Origin of the sequence: Neorhizobium sp. AL 9.2.2 (assembly GCF_013317225.1) — a bacterium.
GTDB classification, from domain to species: Bacteria; Pseudomonadota; Alphaproteobacteria; order Rhizobiales; family Rhizobiaceae; genus Neorhizobium; species Neorhizobium soli.
Window position 1 is genome coordinate 1,244,768 of record NZ_JAALXU010000001.1, and the last position, 20,416, is coordinate 1,265,183.

The window sequence follows — 20,416 nt, forward strand, 5'->3', positions numbered from 1 at the left end:
TGCGTTATGCGTGGGCGCTTTGTCTGACGGCTGGTTGCACAAGGTGCAGTGCAGCGACCTTGCAAGGCTTGAAAACGATCTGTGAAAACTCCACTTTTAGCGGGAGTGAAGTGCTTGGGTAATTTCTCAAGCCATCCCGGCAACGGGACGATGGAAAGGAAATGACATGACGAATTCAACGTCTGCGGCATCCGGCGCTGAGACCTATCCGGTCCTGCCTCTGCGCGACATTGTGGTCTTCCCGCACATGATCGTGCCGCTGTTCGTCGGACGGGAAAAGTCCATTCGGGCGCTTGAAGAGGTCATGGGTTCCGACAAGCAGATCATGCTCGTCACCCAGATCAATGCCAGCGACGACGATCCTGAGCCTGAGCAGATCTACAAGGTCGGCACGGTGGCCAATGTGCTGCAGCTCCTGAAGCTCCCGGACGGAACCGTCAAGGTTCTGGTCGAAGGCAAGGCGCGCGCCCAGATCTCCGAATACAGCGACCGCGAAGAGTTCTACGAAGCCAAGGCCGAGATTCTGGCCGAGCCCGATGAGGACGCCGTCGAGGTCGAAGCACTGTCGCGCTCCGTGGTTTCCGAATTCGAAAACTACGTTAAGCTCAACAAGAAGATCTCGCCGGAAGTCGTTGGTGCCGCGAGCCAAATCGAGGACTACTCGAAGCTGGCCGACACGGTCGCCTCGCACCTGTCGATCAAGATCACCGAAAAGCAGGAAATGCTCGAAACGGTCTCGATCAAGCTGCGGCTTGAAAAGGCCCTCGGCTTCATGGAAGGCGAAATCTCCGTCCTCCAGGTCGAGAAGCGCATCCGCTCGCGCGTCAAGCGCCAGATGGAAAAGACCCAGCGCGAGTATTACCTCAACGAGCAGATGAAGGCGATCCAGAAGGAACTCGGCGACGGCGACGAAGGCCGAGACGAGATGGCCGAACTGGAAGAGCGCATCGGCAAGACCAAGCTTTCCAAGGAAGCCAAGGAAAAGGCCGACGCCGAGTTGAAGAAGCTGAAGCAGATGAGCCCGATGTCGGCGGAAGCCACCGTCGTGCGCAACTATCTCGACTGGCTGCTCGGTATTCCGTGGTCCAAAAAGTCGAAGATCAAGACCGATCTTAACGCGGCTGAGAAGGTCCTCGAACTGGATCACTTCGGTCTCGACAAGGTCAAGGAACGCATCGTCGAGTATCTCGCAGTGCAGGCCCGTGCCACCAAGCTCAAGGGCCCGATCCTCTGCCTCGTCGGTCCTCCGGGCGTCGGCAAGACGTCTCTTGCCCAGTCGATCGCCAAGGCGACCGGCCGCGAATACGTGCGCATGGCACTCGGTGGCGTTCGTGACGAAGCGGAAATCCGTGGTCACCGCCGCACTTACATTGGCTCGATGCCCGGCAAGGTCATCCAGTCGATGAAGAAGGCGAAGAAGTCGAACCCGCTCTTCCTGCTCGACGAAATCGACAAGATGGGTTCCGATTTCCGCGGCGATCCGTCTTCGGCCCTGCTCGAAGTGCTCGATCCGGCGCAGAACTCGACCTTCATGGATCACTACCTCGAGGTTGAATACGATCTGTCCGACGTGATGTTCATCACCACGGCGAACACACTGAACATCCCAGGTCCCCTGATGGACCGCATGGAAGTGATCCGCATCGCCGGGTACACCGAGGATGAGAAGCGGGAGATCGCCAAGCGTCACCTTCTGCCGAAGGCGATCCGGGACCATGCGCTGCAGCCGAAGGAATTCTCGGTGTCGGACGATGCCCTGATGGCGATCAGCCAGCAGTACACGCGCGAAGCCGGCGTTCGCTCCTTCGAGCGCGAGCTGATGAAGCTCGCCCGCAAGGCCGTGACCGAGATCATCAAGGGGAAGACGAAGTCGGTCGCGGTGACCGCTGCCAATATTTCGGATTACCTTGGCGTTCCGCGTTTCCGTCACGGCGAAGCCGAAGGCGAGGATCAGGTCGGTGTCGTTACGGGTCTTGCCTGGACAGAAGTCGGCGGTGAGCTCCTCACCATCGAAGGCGTCATGATGCCGGGCAAGGGTCGCATGACCGTGACCGGCAACCTCAAGGACGTGATGAAGGAATCGATTTCGGCTGCGGCATCCTATGTCCGCTCCCGTGCCGTCGATTTCGGCATCGAGCCGCCGCGCTTCGACAAGTCGGACATCCACGTGCACGTGCCGGAAGGTGCGACGCCGAAGGACGGTCCGTCGGCCGGTGTCGGCATGGCAACCGCGATCGTTTCGATCATGACCGGCATTCCTGTTCGCAAGGATGTCGCCATGACCGGCGAAATCACGTTGCGCGGCCGGGTGCTGCCGATCGGTGGTCTCAAGGAAAAACTCCTTGCGGCTCTGCGCGGCAACATCAAGGTTGTGCTGATCCCGGAAGAGAACGCGAAGGACCTCGCGGACATTCCGGACAACGTGAAAAACGGAATGGAGATCATCCCGGTGTCGCGTATGGGCGAGGTGATCAAGCACGCTTTGGTTCGCCTTCCCGAACCGATCGAGTGGGATGGCACGGTAGAGACTCCGGTCATTGCGACAGTTGACGGTGCCGACGACTCGTCGACAACGATCGCTCACTAAGCGGTGCCTTGAAGCCGCCACGAACTGATAAAAAAGCCGGCGAAAGCCGGCTTTTTTTGTGAAAAATGCCCAAGACCCCTTGTTTTTCAGGCTTTTTCGGAGCCTTTGGGTTGCCAAGTGCCGACGCAAAACTATTGTCGGCGCCGACCAAATGAGTCGTTCCAAAACCGTTGAAAGGGTGGAAATATGAACAAGACCGAACTGGTGTCCGCAGTGGCCGAAAAAGCCGGCCTCTCCAAGGCTGATGCCGCCTCTGCAGTCGATGCCGTTTTCGAGACTGTCCAGGCCGAACTGAAGAATGGTGGCGACATCCGCCTCGCTGGCTTCGGCAGCTTCTCCGTTTCGCGTCGCGAAGCATCCAAGGGCCGCAACCCGTCCACGGGCGCTGAAGTCGATATCCCTGCTCGTAACGTGCCGAAGTTCTCGGCCGGCAAGGGTCTCAAGGAAGCTGTTAACAGCTGATCGAAAGCATCTGGCGGCCTGCCGCCGTGATGCAAAGCGTTGAGAAGGCCCGGTGAAAACCGGGCCTTTTTCGTTGAACAGAAAGCGTGTTCGAGCCTTATCCGCAGGTCCGTTCTTTCTGCGTCCAAAACTGTCATCCGCCTGTCATGACAGTGCAGCACAAGCCGAGTGTAGTTTCACGGAGGCTTCCCATGACATTCTCGACACGCGCCGCTTTGACCGCGCTCCTCCTCGGCTCCGTTGCAGCTCCTGCCGGCGCCGAGCAAGTCTTCGACCGTATTGCATCCTTCCCGGTTGCCCAGAACCTGCCCAAGGGCGAGGACAAGGCGACCTCGTCGGAAATCATCACGGCGACCGCCGACGGCAACACGCTCATCTATTCCGATGCGCCGGGTGGCACGATTGGCTTTATCGACATCACCGACGCGAAAGCGCCGAAGGCAGGCGGCTCGGTCAAGATCGACGGCGAGCCGAACTCGGTCGCAGCAATCGGTGCGAAGGTTCTTGTCACCATCGACCGCACCAAGGATCTGACCAAGCCCGCGGGCCAGCTCGGGGTGGTCGATATCGCCTCTCGCAAGATCGAGGCCACCTGCGATCTCGGCGGCCAGCCGGACTCGGTCGTCATCTCGCCGGATGGCACGTTTGCGGCCATTGCCATCGAGAACCAGCGCGACGAAAAGCTCAACGACGGCGCTCTTCCGCAGCTGCCGGCCGGTGAATTGCAGATTGTCACCCTGAACAATGGCGTGCCGGTTTGCGATAGCATCCGTCACGTCGACCTGACGGGACTGTCCACTGTCGCTCCTGAGGATCCTGAGCCGGAATTCGTCAATATCAACGCCAACGGCGAAATCGTCGTGACGCTGCAGGAAAACAACCACATCGTCATCGTCGACAGCAAGACCGCAAAGGTTACCGCCCATTTCACGGCCGGCACGGTTGATCTCGATGGCGTTGACAACAAGACCGACGGCGCACTGACCTTCTCCGGCAAGCTCACAGCCATCCCGCGCGAACCGGATGCGGTAAAGTGGCTCGGTACCGATCGTTTCGTTGTCGCCAACGAAGGCGACTACAAGGGCGGGTCGCGCGGCTTCACCATCTTCGACCGCACAGGCAAGGTTCTCTATGACGCCGGCACTTCGCTCGAATATGCCGTAGCCCGCGTTGGTCACTTCCCGGAAAAGCGTGCCAAGAACAAGGGCATCGAGCCGGAAGGCTTGGAAGCTGCGACCTTCAACGGTCAGAAGTATTTCTTTGTCCTGTCGGAACGCGGTTCGATGATCGCGGTCTACAAGGATACCGGTGCGGAACCGGAACTGGTGCAGCTTCTGCCATCCGGCATCTCGCCGGAAGGCGCGGTTGCTATTCCCGGCCGCAACCTGCTCGCGTCCGCCAACGAAGCCGATCTCGGCGAAGATGGCGGTGCCCGCTCGCATGTCATGATCTACCAGCTTGGCGAAGGCGAGAAGGCCTATCCGATGCTGGTTTCCAAGGATGTCGACGGCAAGCCGCTCGGCTGGGGCGCCATGTCGGGCCTCGTCGGTGATGCGGAGAAGGACGGCATTCTCTACGCAGTCAGCGATAGCGTCTATGCCATGCAGCCCTCGATCTTCACCATCGACGCCACCAAGAAGCCGGCCGAAATCACCAGTGTCGTGCGTGTGACCCGCAACGGTCAGCCGGCCCAGAAGCTGGATATCGAAGGTATCGCACTCGACGGCAAGGGCGGCTTCTGGCTCGCTTCGGAAGGCGACAGTGCCAAGTTCGTCGGTCACGGCATCTACAACGTCAGCGCCAAGGGCGAGATCAAGTCCGAGATCGCGCTTCCTGCAGAACTTCTGGCCGGCGAAACCCGCTTCGGCCTGGAAGGCATCACCACAACCGGTTCCGGCGACGACCTGACACTCTGGATGGCAATCCAGCGCGAATGGAAGGACGATCCGAAGGGCCAGGTGAAGCTTCTGTCCTACAAGCCGAAGTCCAAGGAATGGGCCGCCGTTCGCTACCCGCTCGAAAAGACCGAAAAAGGCTGGGTCGGCCTGTCGGAAATTACGGCCCGCGGTGACTACCTCTACATCATCGAGCGCGACAACCTGATCGGCGACAAGGCAAAGCTCAAGAAGCTCTACCGTGTGGCAATCGCCGATCTGAAGCCGGCAAAGCTTGGAGGAGAGCTGCCGCTCGTCACCAAGCAGGAGGTTCACGACTTCCTGCCCGACCTGAAGAACGCCACCAACGGATACGTGGTCGACAAGCTCGAAGGTTTCGCCTTCGACAAGTCCGGCAAGGCCTTCGCCATCACCGACAATGACGGCGTCGATGACAGTTCTGGTGAGACGCTGTTCTTCCCGGTTGAGATCAAGGCGACCAACTAAACCGTTCATCAACAGGAAAAGGCCGGGTGTTTTCGCACCCGGCCTTTTTTATTGCCGATGCGTGACTTAAGTCTGTCGTTCCCGATGTGTTCCAGCAGCCGAGTCGATGACCTCATTCCGCTTCATCCATGCCGCCGATCTGCATCTAGGCAGTCCCTTTCAGGGCCTGGCGCTGAAGGATGTCGAGCTTGCCGATATCTTCATCGAGGCCAGCCGCAAGGCGTTTTCAGGCCTGGTGGACGAGGCGGTTGAGCGCAAGGTCGACTTCTTCATCGTCGCGGGCGATGTCTATGACGGCGATTGGAAAGACAACAAGATCGGCCTGTTTTTCAACCGCGAGGTCGCCCGCCTGGAACGCGCCGGCATTCCGGTCTATCTGCTGAAGGGCAATCACGACGCAGAAAGCGTCATCACCAAGACAATCACGCTGCCGAAGAATGTCAGCGAATTCCCGACGGCAAAGCCCGGCACGTTCAAGCTGGATCACCTGAGGGTCGCGCTGCATGGCCAGGGTTTTGCCGAGCGCTCGGCCAATGAAAACCTGGCGCTTGCATATCCGAAGCCGGAGGCCGGCTGGTTCAACATCGGCGTGCTGCACACCTCGCTGACCGGCCGCGAGCCGCACGCAGCCTATGCGCCCTGTTCCGTCGAAGATCTGCGGTCGCGTGGCTACGATTACTGGGCGCTCGGCCATGTCCACGATTTCGAAATCGTCGCCGAAGACCCGCTGGTGGTTTTCCCCGGCAACCTTCAGGGACGATCGATCCGCGAGCAGGGCGCAAAGGGCGCCGTGCTCGTGACCGTCGAGGACGGGCGCATCGCCTATGAGCGCATCGTGACCGACAGCGCAAGGTTTGCCGAACTCGCCGTTCTCGTTGAGCCGAATGAAACACCGGCGGCGATCCTGCGGCGGCTGGAAGACCTGCTTGGTTCTGTGATCGATGCGATGGAAAGCCGCCCGCTGGCGCTGCGCATCCGCATAAGCGGGCGCAGTCGCTTCCGCAACGAGATCCTGGCGAGAGCGGCCGATTTCCGGGATGAGGTACAGGCCGCCTGCCATCGCGGCCATGAGGATATCTGGCTGGAAAAGCTTGAGGTTAAACTCGAAGCCGAGGTCGCCTCGACGGGGAAATCGACCGATCTCCTCGGGCTCGAAGGCCTCCTGCCGACGGCGGAGTTTTCACCATTGCTGGTCAGCGAGGCCGAGGCCCGCATTGCAGAGATCGCCGCGCGTCTGCCGGGCGGTATCGGCGCCGGCGACCTGGCGCTTGGCGATGATGCGGCAGCGCTGTTGGCGGAAGCACGCGAGCTGCTTCTGTCGCGTGCGGCAAGGGTAGGGTAGTCACATGCGTTTTACCCGTCTCGACATCCTGCGCTACGGCGCGCTCACCGACCGCGCGCTTACCTTCCGGCCGGATGCGCAGCTGCATGTCATCTATGGTCCGAACGAAGCCGGAAAGTCTTCGGCACTGTCGGCAATCTCGGATCTGCTGTTCGGTTTTCCGACCGCTGCCGAATACAGTTTTCTCCACGATGCGACGGCCCTTCGCGTCGGCGCCGAAATCGAGACACGCGATGGCAGCAAGCTGGGCTTTCGCCGTCGTCGCGGCCGCAAGAACACGCTGCTCGCCGCAAGCGACGCGGAAGAAGCGCTGCCCGAAGATGCGCTGGCACCGTTTCTCGGCACGCTGAACCGCGATGTGTTTCAACGCGCCTTCGGTCTCGATTCGGCCTCGCTGCGCGCCGGCGGCCAGAGCATGCTGAAAAGCGGCGGCGAGATCGGCAGCCTGCTGTTTTCCGCAGCGTCGGGCCTTACCGGCCTCTCCGACCTGCGCAAAAGCTTCGATGCCGAGGCAGACACCATCTACGCGTCGCGACGCTCCAAGGACCGTTTGTTCTACCAGGTCCTCGACAGCCATGACGAAGCGCGCAAGGCCGAGCGGGACAACGAGCTGAAGTCCGGCGACTGGAAGAAGCTGCTCGCCGAACAGGCCGAGCTGGAAGCGGAACTCGCCACCATCAAGACCGAGCGCGAAACCACGAAACAGACGCTCGAACGGCTGCGCAAGCTGATGCGGCTGGAGCCGGTGCTTCGCGAGATCGATCGCGAGCAGGACCAGCTGGCGCAGTATCAGTCGCTGGGCGCGCTGCCGCCTGGCTTCGAGGACGCACTCGCGCGGGCGCTGGAAGAGGCGCGGCGCAATGACGACGCGCATCGGGCGGCGGAAACGGAAGTTTCGCGGCTGGGCGACGAGATCGCCGCTCTCCATGTCGACGACGCGCTGATCGCCGCTGCCGGCAGCATTCTTGCCCGCCACGCCGACAAGGGCGTCTATCTGAAAGCCCGCGAGGATATCGCGAGGGTGCGCGGCGAGGTGGAGGATTTCGATACCCGGCTGGTGCAGCTGGGGCGCAGGTTGGGTCTTGTCAGGACCGACGACCTCGAACGCCACCAGCCTGCCGATGCCGATCTGGTGCGGCTGAAGACCCTTCTCGAGGAAGGCAGCGAACTCGACCGGAGCCTCAAACAGCTGCATCTCCGTCTGGAAGAAGAGCGCGAGGCGCTGCGCCGTCTGGATGAAGCCAATCCGGACAGCCGCCTGATCGATCCGAAACCATGGGCCGAGCAGCTCACGGCGTTGCGCCCCGAACTCAGTGATCTCGCAGGGATCGAAAACCTGCAGGTCCGCGCCACACGGGCAGAGAGCGATCTTGCCGCCGCCGTTGCAAGGCTCGATCCGCCGGTCAAGGACATCGACGCCCTGCTTGCGAGCCCGCTGCCGGATCTCGCAGCGCTCAGCAGCCACCGCAAGCTGATCGACGATGCACGCGCCGTGCATGCGAGGATCACCCAGACGCTGACGACGGTGAAGGCAGAAGCCAAGACCGTGGCGGATCAGATGGCGGCGCTGGAAGGGCAGGGCCGCATCGTTTCGCGTGCCGATATCCTGGAAGCTCGCCAGCTGCGCGATGCGGGTCTTGCCGCACTCGGAGCAAAGCCAACAACGGATAAGCTCGCCGATGTGCACAAGGCCGTGCAGAACGCTGACGAATTGGCTGACGCGGCCCTGACCGACGCCGAGCGCGTGTCCCGGCACGCACAACTCAGCTTGCGTCAGCACGAGATCGAGCATCAGTTGACAAACGCCCGCGCCGAAGCGCGCGAAAGCGATATCGCGCTGTCGGATGCGATCACCGAATTCGAGGACCTGTTCCGCTCGGTGCCCGTCTCCCCGCTGTCGCCCGAACGCATGCTCGAATGGCGCCGCGGCGTCGAAGCCCTGTCGCATCAGGTCGATGCGCTAAAGGATGCACGTGACGCGCTGCAGACCGCGCGGCTGAAGGAAGAGCGGTTGAAGCCGGTGCTGGTCGGCCTTGCCGACGCGATTGGTCTTGCCGCAACCGCCTTGCCGCCGGCGGCCCTGGCGCGCGCTCTCGACCGCAGACTGGCGGAGATCGCGGAACGCTGGACGGAAAGCCGCTCGCTGGAGGGCAAGCGCCATTCCGCCGTCGATGCGCTGCAACGTCTCGAAGAGCGCGAGACCGTTCTGCGCCGTGAAGTCGACACGTGGCGAGCCGCATTCTCCAACGCTGCGACCATGGCCGGCCTGCCGGATGAGGCGACGGTCGAAATGGCGGCCGCAGCGCTCGATGTCTGGCGCAGCGTGCCGGATCTTCTGGCCGAGCGCGAGAACCGCAGGCGCCGGGTGCGCGGCATGCAGCGCGACATGGAAACCTTCGACGAAGAGATCCGCAGCCTCTGCACCAAGGTGGCGCCCGACCTAATCACTGTGCCGGCAGACGTCGCCGCCGGCCTGCTCAACGACCGGGCAGTGGACGCCAATGCCGCCGCCAAGCACAAGGCGGCGATGTCAGCTGACCTGGAGCGTGCGACGCTCTCTCTCGAGCGCTACGCCACGCGCCAAAAGACCCTGCAGGACGAGCTTGCGGCCCTTGCCGCATCCGCCTCGCGAGACGTCGCCGACCTCGAACAGGTCCACGAAGAATTGCGCCAGCGAAGCCGGCTGAACGGACAGCTGCTGCAGTGCCGCTCCCGTTTCAACGAACACGCCGATGGTGACGACGAAGTGGTAGTGCGCTCGGCGCTGGTCGATTTCGACAAGGTGACCGCAGGGCTCGAGATCGAGCAGCTGGAAAGCGCCGATAGCAGGCAGATCGACCGGATTTCTTCCCTGCGGACCGCTGAGGCAGACAATGCCCGCCGCCGCCGCGAACTCGAAAGCGGCATCGGCGCCGAGCGCGCTGTGTTCCAGAAGCATGCGGCCGAAACCGAGGCGAGGGACCTTGCGCGTCGGTGGGTGGTCCTGAAGCTTGCCGCCAGCCTCCTGTCGTCGTCGATGGAAACCTATCGCGAGCAACAGGCCGATCCTGTCATGCAGCGGGCGGGAAAGGTTTTTGCTGATCTCACCGGCGAACGGTTTGCCAAGCTGGTGCAGCTCTATGACGAGAAGGACGAGCTCCAGCTTGCCGTCGAGCGAAACACCGGTGAGCAGGTTCCGCTATCGGGCCTCAGCGAAGGGACCGGCGACCAGCTCTATCTGGCACTGCGTCTGGCGTTCCTCGAGGATTACTGCAGCCGCAACGAACCGGCACCGCTGATCCTCGACGACATCTTCCAGACATTCGACGACGAACGCACCGCCGCTGGCATCCGCACCCTCGCTGCCGCCGGCGACAAGTTCCAGACGGTGCTGTTCACCCACCAGCTGAGCCTGGTGGAAACGGCGCAGCGCGAACTCGGAGAGCGGCTGGACTTGATCAGGCTTTAACGCAATCTGACGGTTGCGTAGCGTGGCTAGCCTTGCGGCGAAAAAACTTGCCCCACTGGGAGCGTCAGGCAGCCGATCCGCGTGCTGACGATCGCTCGCTGTGACGCCCTGGCAGGTTCCGGCGTCGGTACCGGGCATGCCGTGGTAACGGGATGGGCAACGAGGAGCAGGTTGAACCGTCTCTGGTCCATCATTTCGGGGACAAAGGTGGCGCGGTAGTTTTCGAGATCGGATTTAAACGCCGTGCGGGCGGAAAGCCTTGCCTCGAGATATGACCGGCTCTGCGGTGTCAGCGACAGGCCGTAACCGTCGAGCGTGGTCAGTGCAGTCTGCAACAGCGCACCGTCGTGGCGCTCATCCGTGAAACTGAGCTTGATCCGGAAGGTGCGCAGGTCATCCTCTCCAACCCCTTTCGCCTGGATGAACAGAGACGCCGGATCTTCACCCGGGCCCAGCGGCAGGAAGAACGTGCACTCCCATACATTGGCGCCCGCCAAGAAGTTCGGCGGTTCAACGCCTATGCCCGCCAGTGCTTGGCAGCGTTCCTCGGTTGATGTCGTAACGGGTGGGATGAGACGCGACGTGTCGTGCGCCAGCGGCCGGACCAGTCTGGGCAGCTGCTTGCTACTCGCCGCAAGCCGTCGCTGGCGCCCGATGCGAACAGCCGGTGCGGGAGGAGGAGGAAGCAGATAGGTTTGCAGGCCGAACTGGCGCACCAGACGCTTATAGTTGCGCCCTTCGTTGACGAAAAGGACGGTCGCCGCAAGCCCGCTGAAGACAACGAGAAGGAACACCGCAAGAACGAACAACCGGCCGCCGCGTCGGCGACGTTGTTCGGCAGGGGTCGAAATTGCGGGCCTCTCCTCTTGCGGCATAGTCTTGTTCCGATCGAGGAATGCCTGCGATGATGCCTGCGCTTACCACATTACTAACAGGCTTCAAATCTAGAGCTTCGCCATATTTTCGATTCGACCGGCGGTCATCAGCGTCTGGCGGACGAGTTTACGCTGGTCGGAGCTGTAAGCTGTCTCGCCTTCTCAACTCCATTTGCAGGCGTGGTGCCGCTTTCTGTTCACTGTATGGTTGATTGTTGCTGTAAGGTATCTGGCGATCCAACCCATGCTAGTATAAACAGGAGGCAGGTTATGTAATGGCTTGTTTATGCAATAACTTTGTGCTTTTTGCGAACCCCTGAACCCGCCTTGGGCCATATGTGTATTAGCTTTTCTCGTGACATCCGCTAATAAGTATGTTGTTAAAGTTGTCCGATGCGGGCATTCCGCATCCGCCATTTTAGCTGTGAAAACAGAGTGACAATGACGATCGAAATTATTGGTAGAGCCTGTGTGGCGCCGGGTGCAAGCTCCGTCAAGGAACTCAAGACGATCCTGAGCGGCGGCCGTTGCACCGTTTCGGAGATCCCTGGAGATCGATGGGACTTGGCACGTTTCTGGCATCCGGCACAGGGTATCGCTGGAAAGACCTATACGTTTGCCGCAGGCGTTATCGACAGGCTGTATGACTTTGATCCTGCCGTTTTCGGCATTTCGCAGCGCGAGGCCATGCAGATGGACCCGCAGCAGCGCGTGCTTCTGACACTGGTCTGGCAGGCGCTGGAAGACGCCAATCTTCCGGCAAGCACGCTCGCCAAGGAAAAGGTCGGCGTTTATATCGGCGCGTCCAGTCTCGAAAACAGTACGCTGTCGTCGGAGGATCCGGCATCCGGTAGCCCGTATTTCATGACGGGCAACACGCTCTCGATCGTCTCGAACCGCATTTCGCACGTCTTCGGCCTCAATGGGCCGAGCATGACCATCGACACCGCCTGCTCGTCGTCGTTGGTGGCGCTGGATCAGGCGGTGCGCTCGCTCGAGCGCGGTGATATCGACACCGCGATCGTCGGCGGCGTCAATATCCTCGTCAACCCGCTCTCCTTCGTCGGCTTCGCGCAGGCGCGGATGCTGTCGCCCGAAGGGCTTTGCCGTGCTTATGACACCAACGGCCATGGCTATGTCCGCGCCGAAGGCGGGGTGGCGATCGTCCTTCGTCGCAGCGATCGCGCGAAGCGGGAAAATGACCGCAGCTACGCCAAGATCCACGCAACAGGCGTGAATTCTTCGGGCCGCACCAACGGCATCAGTCTGCCATCGCGGGAAGCGCAGGCCGATCTTCTGCGCTCGATCTATCAGGGCAACGGCATCGACGTGAACCGCGTCGCCTTTATCGAAGGCCACGGCACGGGAACGCGTGTGGGCGACCCGGCGGAAGTCTGGGCCATTGGCACTGTCATCGGCCAGAACCGTCCGGCTCCGCTGCCGATCGGTTCGATCAAGTCGAATATCGGCCATACCGAGCCGGTGTCGGGTCTTTTCGGTCTCATCAAGGCGATGATCGCGCTGGAAAACGATTTCCTGCCCGCGACGCTGCATATCGATAAAGCCAACGAGGATATCGACTTCGCCTCGCTCAACGTGCGGGTCAACATGTCCGCGATGAAGCTGATGCCTGCCAAGGGCGCTCGGCTCGCCGGCATCAACTCGTTCGGCTTCGGCGGCACCAACGCCCACGTCGTGATCGGCGATCCCGATCCGGTCGACACGCCGGCGCTGCCCACCAAGGCCGACAGCCAGTTCTTCTTTGCCAGCGCCCATAGCGCCACCGCCCTGAAGTCGCTTCTGGAAAACTACCAGTCGGCCCTCGAACGCTCCGATGCTGTCAAGGCACGTCGGATGATCGCCGCCTCCAGCGCCAATCGCGACCCGATGCGTTATCGCTTCGCCGTCGAAGCCAAGGACGAGGGCAGGGTTCTCAAGGCGATCGAAACGCATTTGGCCGGAACGGCTTCGCAGGGGGAGCGCGGAGAAGCGCCGTCCCATGCCGGCAAGACAGCTTTCGTGTTTTCCGGCAATGGTGCGCAGTGGGCTGGAATGGGTGTTGAGGCCTATCGTGAAAGCCGCCATTTCCGCCAGTGCTTCCAGTCCTTCAGCGCGCTGTTCGAGTATCACCTGGGCGAAAAGCTCTCGGATCTGCTGTTTGCCGACGATATCGGCAATAGGCTTGCCGATACCAAGATCGCTCAGCCTATGCTGTTTGCGATCCAGGCTTCCATCTCGGATTGCCTCGCTAATCTCGGGGTTCGCCCGGATGTCGTCTTCGGCCACTCCGTGGGCGAAATTGCAGCTGCCTATGCCGCCAAGGCCCTGACCGCTGCGGAAGCCGTGGCGATCGTCGCCAAGCGCTCCAAGTCGCAGGATCTGTTTGCCGGCAAGGGCAAGATGGCTGCCGCTGTGATGAACGAGGAGACGGCGCTTGCCTTCGCAAAGACCCATGGTCTGAACGAGATCGGCGTCGCCGCCATCAATGCACCGAACTCGGTCACGATTTCCGGTCCGACTGACGAGATCCAGGCGTTTCGCGATGCGGCACGCAAGGCGCAGACCGTCGTCCATGTTCTCGACATCAACTACCCGTTCCATCACCCTATCATCGACAGCGCGCGCGATCTTTTTCTCGCGGACCTGCCGACGATCGAGCCGAAGAGTGGCGCTTGCACCTATGTTTCGACGGTCACCGGCGGCATCTACGACTGCCGCGGCCTGGATGCCGATTACTGGTGGCGCAACGTCCGTGACCCGGTTCTCTTCAAGTCTGCCGCCGAAACTGCACTGGATCTCGGCTGCAACCTCTTCATCGAGATCTCGCCGCGTTCGATTCTGTCGAACTATGTCAGTGAAATCGCCAAGCATGCGTCGCATTCGGCTGTCGTGATCGGTACCCTGCAGCGAGAGACCCCGATCGAGGGACGTGACCCGGTCGCGCAGTCGTTTGCCCGCGCCATCGCCCACGGCGTCTCGCCGAGCGTGTCGCGCCGTAGCAGCAAGCGCGATGCGTTTGCAGGCCTCCCGGTCCTGCCGCTCGAGCCGTCCGTCTTGAAGATGGCGAACACGACCGATGAGGTTGATATCTTCGGCCGCGAACACCGCGGCAGCTACTCGCTGCTCGGATGGCGCACCGATCCCAACAGCGCCCACTGGAAGAACCATGTCGACGCGCAGCTTTTCCCGGATCTGGCTGAGCACGTCGTCGATTCGCGCGCGATCCTTCCGGGTAGCGGATTTGTCGAGATCGCCGTCACAGCCGCCCAGGTGCATTTCGGGTCCGACGACGTCGAACTGACGAATATGGAGATCGTGCGTCCGCTCGAACTTCGTACCGACCGGCTGCTCGAGCTATCGACGATCCTGTCGCCCGAGACAGGCGATATCGAGATCCGCTCGCGCGAACGACTGAGCAGCGACGACTGGACCGTGCATGCGGTGGCCCGCTGCCGCAAGCCGGTAGAGCATGCATCTGACCGTCAGATCTGGCGTGCCAACGAAGGCGAAAGCGCGAAGCTCTCCTCGCTGGAGGTCTACGGGACTGCCGAAAAGTTCGGCCTCCAATACGGCCCGCACTTCCAGCTGCTGCGCGAAGCGCGCGTCTTTGGTCGCAACACCGTCGAGGTCGATCTGAAAGCGGCCGAGGCTCCGGCCCACCCCTATCTGACCTACAACCTCAACCCGTTCTCGGTGGACGCGGTGTTTCATGGCCTTGTTGCCATGTTCGACCAGTTATCGGGCAGCGATGCCGGCTCTCCCTATATCCCTGTACGATTTGGTTCGGTTCGGGTGGGGGCGCGGGCCAAGCCTATTACCCGTGCAGTCATTGAGATCGAACGGTTCAGCGGCTTCTCGATCAAAGTCAACTTCCGCATGTTCGGGGAAGATGGCGAAATCGTCGCGTCGTTCGACGACTGCCGGTTCCGCCGCACCTCGTTGCGTCGTCATCACACCTTGGCCTCGGTGGCGTTCCATTACGAAGCCGTGCCGTCGACGATGTCAGGCAATTTCGCTCGGATCGGGTTTGCCGGCGGTCTACTGGCCGCGACGACGGATGCAGAAGCCAAGGACACTGCGTCGTTGATGCTGGATGCGATGATTTACCGTGCCTGCCACGAGATCGCGCTGTCGCTCGCATCACAGGACGGGTTCGTCTCCGTCACCGAGTTCCCGGGCGAACCCAATTTCCGGGCTTTCCTGGCAAGCTGTCTGTTTATTCTGGAAGATGCCGGGATCGCGTCGTCCGAGGAATCCGGCTGGCGCGTGCCGTCCGAATTCACCATGCCGGCCGTCTCTGAACTTCTGCAAGAAATCTACCGTGAGGATTCCGGACGTATCGCCGAGGCCGTGCTGCTGCACAATGCCTATCGCGATGCTCTGGAACACCTGTCGCTTGGCGGCCTCCATAGCGGCGAAGACGTCTCCGAAGCGCGCCACACCAGCGAAGCAACGCTCGAACACGTGCTTGTTCACTCGCCACTTGGGCGCAAGCGCTCCGATCTGGCGCTGCATCTTGTCGAGCAAGCCTGTCGGGCCAATGGCGGCCGGACCCGGGTCATTGTCGAGCTCGGCTCCACATCCGTATCCGTCAGCAGCAAGCTTGCGTCGCTTGCCGTCGATTTCTCGGCGACGCTCGCCATCGTCGAGCCGCGCGAAAGCGTTCGCCGTACACTCGAACTTGCCTTCGAACAGCATGCACATGTCTCGGTGATCGAGCCGAAGGCGCTGACCGATCTCCGCGGCATCGATGTGATCGTTGCCGCCGGACTTGAAAGCCAGGCGGTTCTGGTCGCCGACGATAGCCTTCGTTCGGCTGTGCGAGGCGCTGCCGCAAGAGGCGCTGCATTCCTGTTCGTCGACCGTGCACCGTCAGCGTTCAACGACTTTGCCTTCGGCCTGTCGGATGACTGGTTTGCCGCAAGTCAGTCGCCAGAATTCCCGGTCGGGCGTCTCGCGACAACCGAACAGGTAACCGACCTTCTGACAGGTCTCGGCTTTGCCGCCCCGCTTGTCGAAGAGAAAGATGTGGCCGAAGGGCTGCTGATTGTTGCAGGCGCCTCCTCGGCCGCGGCCGACCAGCTGCAGGCACTGCCGTCGATCCCGTCGGCGCTCGTCTTCGCTGAAGATGTTGCCCGTGCTGCAGCGTTTGGTGACGGCGACACCGTCGTCCTGCTCAGCGCGGATGCGGACGAGACTGCGATTTCGCAGTCGCTTGCCGGATTCGATGGCAAACCCGTTCAAGCCATCTTCTTAGCCGAACGTCTGAGCGATCGCGAAGCCTCCGATGTCGCTCTGGCACGTCTCGAAAACCTGAAGCGTATCGTTGAAGCGTTCACCCGGCATAGCGCCAGCCTCGCGTCGGGCGACCAGTCCCGTCTCGTGATCGTCGCACCCGGCGGCTCGCCGCTTGCCGGTGAGGCGACTGATGACGTCAACGCCGGTCTCTGGACCTTCGCCCGCGTTCTTCAGAACGAATACGATGCGGTCGCCACGCACCTTCTCGATCTCGAGACGGACAGTGCGGAACTCGGCCTGTATGTCGGCGAGATCCTTGCATCCGCCAGTGCCAACCGTGAGTGGATCCTGCGCGATGGTTCGCTGTCGGAAATCCGCGCATCGAGCGGTCCGTTCGGGCCGAAGGATACAGAAAGCGCCGACTTCACCGCGGCCACGATCCGGCAAACCGTGAATGGACGCGTCGACAGCATCATCTGGGAGAGCGCCTCCGAGCCGGTGCCGGATGCCGACGAGATCGTTCTCGCCGTGGAAGCGGCCGGCCTCAACTTCCGTGACGTCATGTGGGCGATGGGACTGCTTCCGGAAGAAGCACTCGAAGACGGCTTTGCCGGCGCAACCATCGGCATGGAAATGTCCGGCCGCGTCATCTCGGTCGGTGCGTCGGTGACGGATCTCGTTGCCGGAGACCGTGTCATGGGCATCGGCCCGGCCGCGTTCTCCACGCACGTCAAGGTTCGCCGTGACGGCGTGACGAAGTTTCCGGCCCGCCTCGACTTTGAGGCTGCAGCAACGGTTCCGGTGGCATTCCTAACCGCCTATTACGCCATGGTCCAGCTCGGCCATATCGAACCCGGTGAAACCATCCTCATCCATGGCGCTGCTGGCGGTGTCGGCCTTGCCGCATTGCAGATCGCCAAGCTGAAGGGTGCGATTGTCATCGCCACGGCTGGCACGGTGGAAAAGCGCCGCTTCCTGGAAGCGCTTGGTGCAGACCATGTGTTCGACAGCCGCTCGCTGGATTTCGTGGCCCGCGTGCGCGGCGTCACCGGTGGCGAAGGCGTCGACCTGGTGCTCAACTCGCTGTTCTCGGAAGCGATGGAACGCAGCCTGGAACTGGTGAAGCCGTTCGGTCGCTTTCTCGAACTCGGCAAGCGCGACTATTATTCCGACCGCAAGATCGGCCTTCGTCCGTTCCGTCGCAACATCAGCTATTTCGGCATCGACGCCGACCAGTTGCTGGTGAAGCTGCCGGCGATCACGAAGAAGATCTTTACCGAGATCGGCGTCCTGTTCGAACGGGGCGACCTGTCTCCGCTGCCCTATCGCGCCTTCGGCTATGACGAGATCGGCAGTGCCTTCCGTCTGATGCAGAATGCCGGCCAGATCGGCAAGATTGTCATCCGTCCGCCGGTTGCCGGCAAGGACAAGGTGGTGATTTCAAACGAAAAGCCGGTCGCCTTCGATCCGGATGGCATCTATTTGGTTGCCGGCGGCATTGGAGGCTTCGGCCTCGTTGCAGCGGACTGGCTTGCCGCACGCGGTGCCAAGCAGATTGCACTTTGCTCGCGCAAGGGCGTTGCCGACGCTGAAACCGAGGCGGCGATCGCCAAGTGGCATGCGAAGAGCGTGAAGGCATCTGTCCACGCCTGCGATATCACCAGCGAGCCGGCTCTTTCGAAGCTCCTCGACAGCCTGCGCAAGCAGGCTCCGATCAAGGGCATCGTGCACGCCGCCATGGTGCTCGACGACGCGCTTCTGTCCAACCTGACGCCTGAGCGCAACCGCCCGGTTGTCGAGGTCAAGGTTCGCGGCGCGGCTCTGCTCGACAAGCTGACGGCGGGCGACGACCTCGATCTCTTCCTCGTCTTCTCGTCGGCCACGACCATGCTCGGCAACCCGGGCCAAGCCAACTACGTCATTGCCAACGGCTATCTCGAAGGTCTTGCCCGTGCACGTCGCGCGGCCGGCAAGCCGGGTCTCGCCGTCGGCTTCGGCGCCATTGCCGATACCGGTTTCCTTGCACGCAATGCCGAGGTCAACGAAATCCTGTCCAAGCGAATCGGCAAAACGGCCATGAAGGCGCGCGATGCGCTGGAGCAGGTCGAACGCTACATGGCGTCAGACACCGGCACCATTGATGCGGCAGCCGTGATGATTGCCGAAGTCGACTGGCAGGCAGTGCGGATGCTGCCGATTTCTAACGCCTCGATCTTCGAGACGGCGATCCGTTCGGCCGGCAATCAGCAATCGGCCTCCGATGGCGACCGGATTGATCTTGAGGATCTGATCCGTGGCAAGTCGGCGGATGAAGCGCAGCAGCTTCTTCACAACCTCGTCGCGTCTGAAATCGCCACGATCCTGCGTGTCACGGAAGACAGTATCACGCCGGAAAAGGTCTTGAAGGATATCGGTCTCGACAGTCTGATGGCGATGGAGCTCGGTATGAGCTTCCAGCAGAAGACGGGCTTTGATATTCCGCTGAGCGGAGTAGGGGAAGACACGTCCGTCAGCGACGTGGTAAGCCGTCTGAGAGAGCGTGTCGCCAAGCGCAACGGCGAGGACGACACCGTCCAGAACGAAGTGATCGACCGGCTGGTCAAGAGCCATTCGACGCAGCAGAAAGCCGCAACGCAGTGACAGACAGCAGTTCGGATGAAACCCGGCCCTCCAAGCTGAGCCTTGGGGGGAAGGGCAATTTTATCGACCAGATGCGCAAGGCCAACGAAAACGTCGGGCGCAATCGCACGACGCGGCTCAATGCACAGCCGCAGCAGCCGGCCCGCCCTCCGGTCGGCTTTGACGCCTTGCCCGAATATCAACGGGTCATGGTGCAGCGCAAGGCGAGCGAAATCATCGGCGTCGACAACCCGTTCTATCGCTCGCACGACGAAGCCGCCGGCGCGACGACGACCATGGACGGGGAAGTCTATGCGAATTTTGCTTCCTACGACTATCTCGGCACCAACACGGACCCGAGGGTGACCGAAGCCGCCAAGGCTGCGATCGATCGTTTCGGCATTTCCGCCTCCGCCAGCCGTCTGGTCGCAGGCGAGCGCCCGGTGCATGCGGAACTCGAAGAAAAGCTTGCCAGCGTCTACGGCGTTGATGCTGCAGTCTGTTTCGTCAGCGGCTACCTTACCAACGTTGCGGCAATCAGCTGTGTCGTCGGCCCCAAGGACCTCGTCATCCACGACGAATTCATCCACAACAGCGCGCTGGCCGGCATCAAGCTTTCCGGCGCCACGCGGCGCCTGTTCAAGCACAATGACGTCGATAACCTCGAGACGGTGCTCAACACGCTTGCCGGAGATTTCCGGCGCGTTCTCGTGATCGTCGAAGGCGTCTATTCGATGGATGGCGACATCGCCGACCTGCCACGCCTGATCGAGCTGCGCAATCGGTACGGCTTCTGGCTGATGGTCGACGAGGCCCATTCGCTCGGCGTTCTCGGCAAGACCGGTCGCGGCTCGTTTGAACATTTTGATATCGACCCGAAGAGCGTCGATATCTGGATGGGCACCCTGTCGAAGACAACGTCGAGCTGCGGCGGATATATTGCCGGTAGCCGGGCGCTGGCTGACATCCTAAAGGCCGAAGCGGGCGGTTTCGTCTACAGCGTCGGGCTTGCTCCGGTTCTGGCAACGGCTGCAGCCACGGCCCTCGATATTCTGCGCGAGGAACCGGATCGGGCCGAGCAGTTGCACCGGAACGGTTCGCTGTTTCTGAAGCTCGCCCGGGAAGCCGGTCTCGACACCGGATTGAGCCTCGGCTTTTCCGTCGTGCCGATCCTCGTCGGTGATTCGCTTCGCTCCATCCAGCTGTCGAACGAATTGCTGGAAGATGGCGTCAACGCTTTGCCGATCATTCATCCCGCCGTCCCGGAAGGCATGGCCCGGTTGCGATTCTTTATCACCAGCGACCATACGGAAGAGCAGATTCGCCATGCGGTGGAATCGACAGCAAGACGCCTGAAGGACCTGCAGGACAGGAATTTCGGTCTTGCCTCTCTCAGCCCGGAAAAACTGATGCAGCTTGCGCCGCTTCTCCAGTCGCCCGACAACACCTGAGGCTGTGGCGACG

General features: G+C 61.5%; 8 protein-coding genes. 7 read left to right on the forward strand and 1 reads right to left on the reverse strand.

The genetic code is table 11. The features are described from left to right. The first annotated feature begins 166 nt into the window (after positions 1-166). The 5 genes from lon (at position 167) to G6K99_RS06040 (ending at position 10,220) form a co-directional block, all read left to right on the forward strand. On the forward strand, positions 167-2,587 hold the full coding sequence (gene lon / locus G6K99_RS06020; RefSeq protein WP_062453246.1) for an endopeptidase La: 2,421 nt from the start codon (positions 167-169) through the stop codon (positions 2,585-2,587). Positions 2,588-2,773: 186 nt separating this feature from the next. Further along, entirely contained in the window at positions 2,774-3,049 is a 276-nt protein-coding gene (hupB, locus tag G6K99_RS06025; protein ID WP_062453245.1) for a DNA-binding protein HupB, read from the forward strand. Positions 3,050-3,240: 191 nt separating this feature from the next. Beyond that, entirely contained in the window at positions 3,241-5,430 is a 2,190-nt protein-coding gene (locus G6K99_RS06030; protein ID WP_174195975.1) for an esterase-like activity of phytase family protein, read from the forward strand. 106 nt (positions 5,431-5,536) lie between these two features. Further along, positions 5,537-6,772, forward strand: a complete 1,236-nt coding sequence (locus tag G6K99_RS06035) for a DNA repair exonuclease (protein ID WP_174195976.1) — start codon at positions 5,537-5,539, stop codon at positions 6,770-6,772. Positions 6,773-6,776: 4 nt separating this feature from the next. After that, positions 6,777-10,220: a YhaN family protein gene (locus G6K99_RS06040; protein WP_174195977.1), complete on the forward strand. Its 3,444-nt coding sequence runs from the start codon at positions 6,777-6,779 to the stop codon at positions 10,218-10,220. Positions 10,221-10,246: 26 nt separating this feature from the next. Here G6K99_RS06040 and G6K99_RS06045 read toward each other — a convergent pair whose 3' ends face one another. Next, positions 10,247-11,095, reverse strand: coding sequence for a DUF6030 family protein (locus G6K99_RS06045; RefSeq protein WP_174195978.1), 849 nt, complete (start codon positions 11,093-11,095; stop codon positions 10,247-10,249). Between the two features lie 441 nt (positions 11,096-11,536). On the opposite strand from G6K99_RS06045, the gene G6K99_RS06050 reads away from it, so the two are divergent. Then, a complete protein-coding gene (locus G6K99_RS06050; RefSeq protein WP_174195979.1) occupies positions 11,537-18,973 on the forward strand; it encodes a type I polyketide synthase in 7,437 nt (2,478 codons plus the stop codon). Continuing rightward, positions 18,970-20,403 (forward strand): aminotransferase class I/II-fold pyridoxal phosphate-dependent enzyme, encoded by a 1,434-nt coding sequence (locus G6K99_RS06055; protein WP_062453239.1) that lies wholly within the window; start codon positions 18,970-18,972, stop codon positions 20,401-20,403. The genes G6K99_RS06050 and G6K99_RS06055 overlap by 4 nt, the downstream gene beginning before the upstream one ends. Positions 20,404-20,416: the final 13 nt, after the last annotated feature.

What these genes read in the sequence shown, in the direction of transcription:
- lon (WP_062453246.1), top strand. Translation starts at nt 167, where the DNA reads ATGACGAATTCAACGTCTGCGGCATCCGGCGCTGAGACCTATCCGGTC.
- hupB (WP_062453245.1), top strand. Translation starts at nt 2,774, where the DNA reads ATGAACAAGACCGAACTGGTGTCCGCAGTGGCCGAAAAAGCCGGCCTC.
- G6K99_RS06030 (WP_174195975.1), top strand. Translation starts at nt 3,241, where the DNA reads ATGACATTCTCGACACGCGCCGCTTTGACCGCGCTCCTCCTCGGCTCC.
- G6K99_RS06035 (WP_174195976.1), top strand. Translation starts at nt 5,537, where the DNA reads ATGACCTCATTCCGCTTCATCCATGCCGCCGATCTGCATCTAGGCAGT.
- G6K99_RS06040 (WP_174195977.1), top strand. Translation starts at nt 6,777, where the DNA reads ATGCGTTTTACCCGTCTCGACATCCTGCGCTACGGCGCGCTCACCGAC.
- G6K99_RS06045 (WP_174195978.1), bottom strand. Translation starts at nt 11,095, where the DNA reads ATGCCGCAAGAGGAGAGGCCCGCAATTTCGACCCCTGCCGAACAACGT.
- G6K99_RS06050 (WP_174195979.1), top strand. Translation starts at nt 11,537, where the DNA reads ATGACGATCGAAATTATTGGTAGAGCCTGTGTGGCGCCGGGTGCAAGC.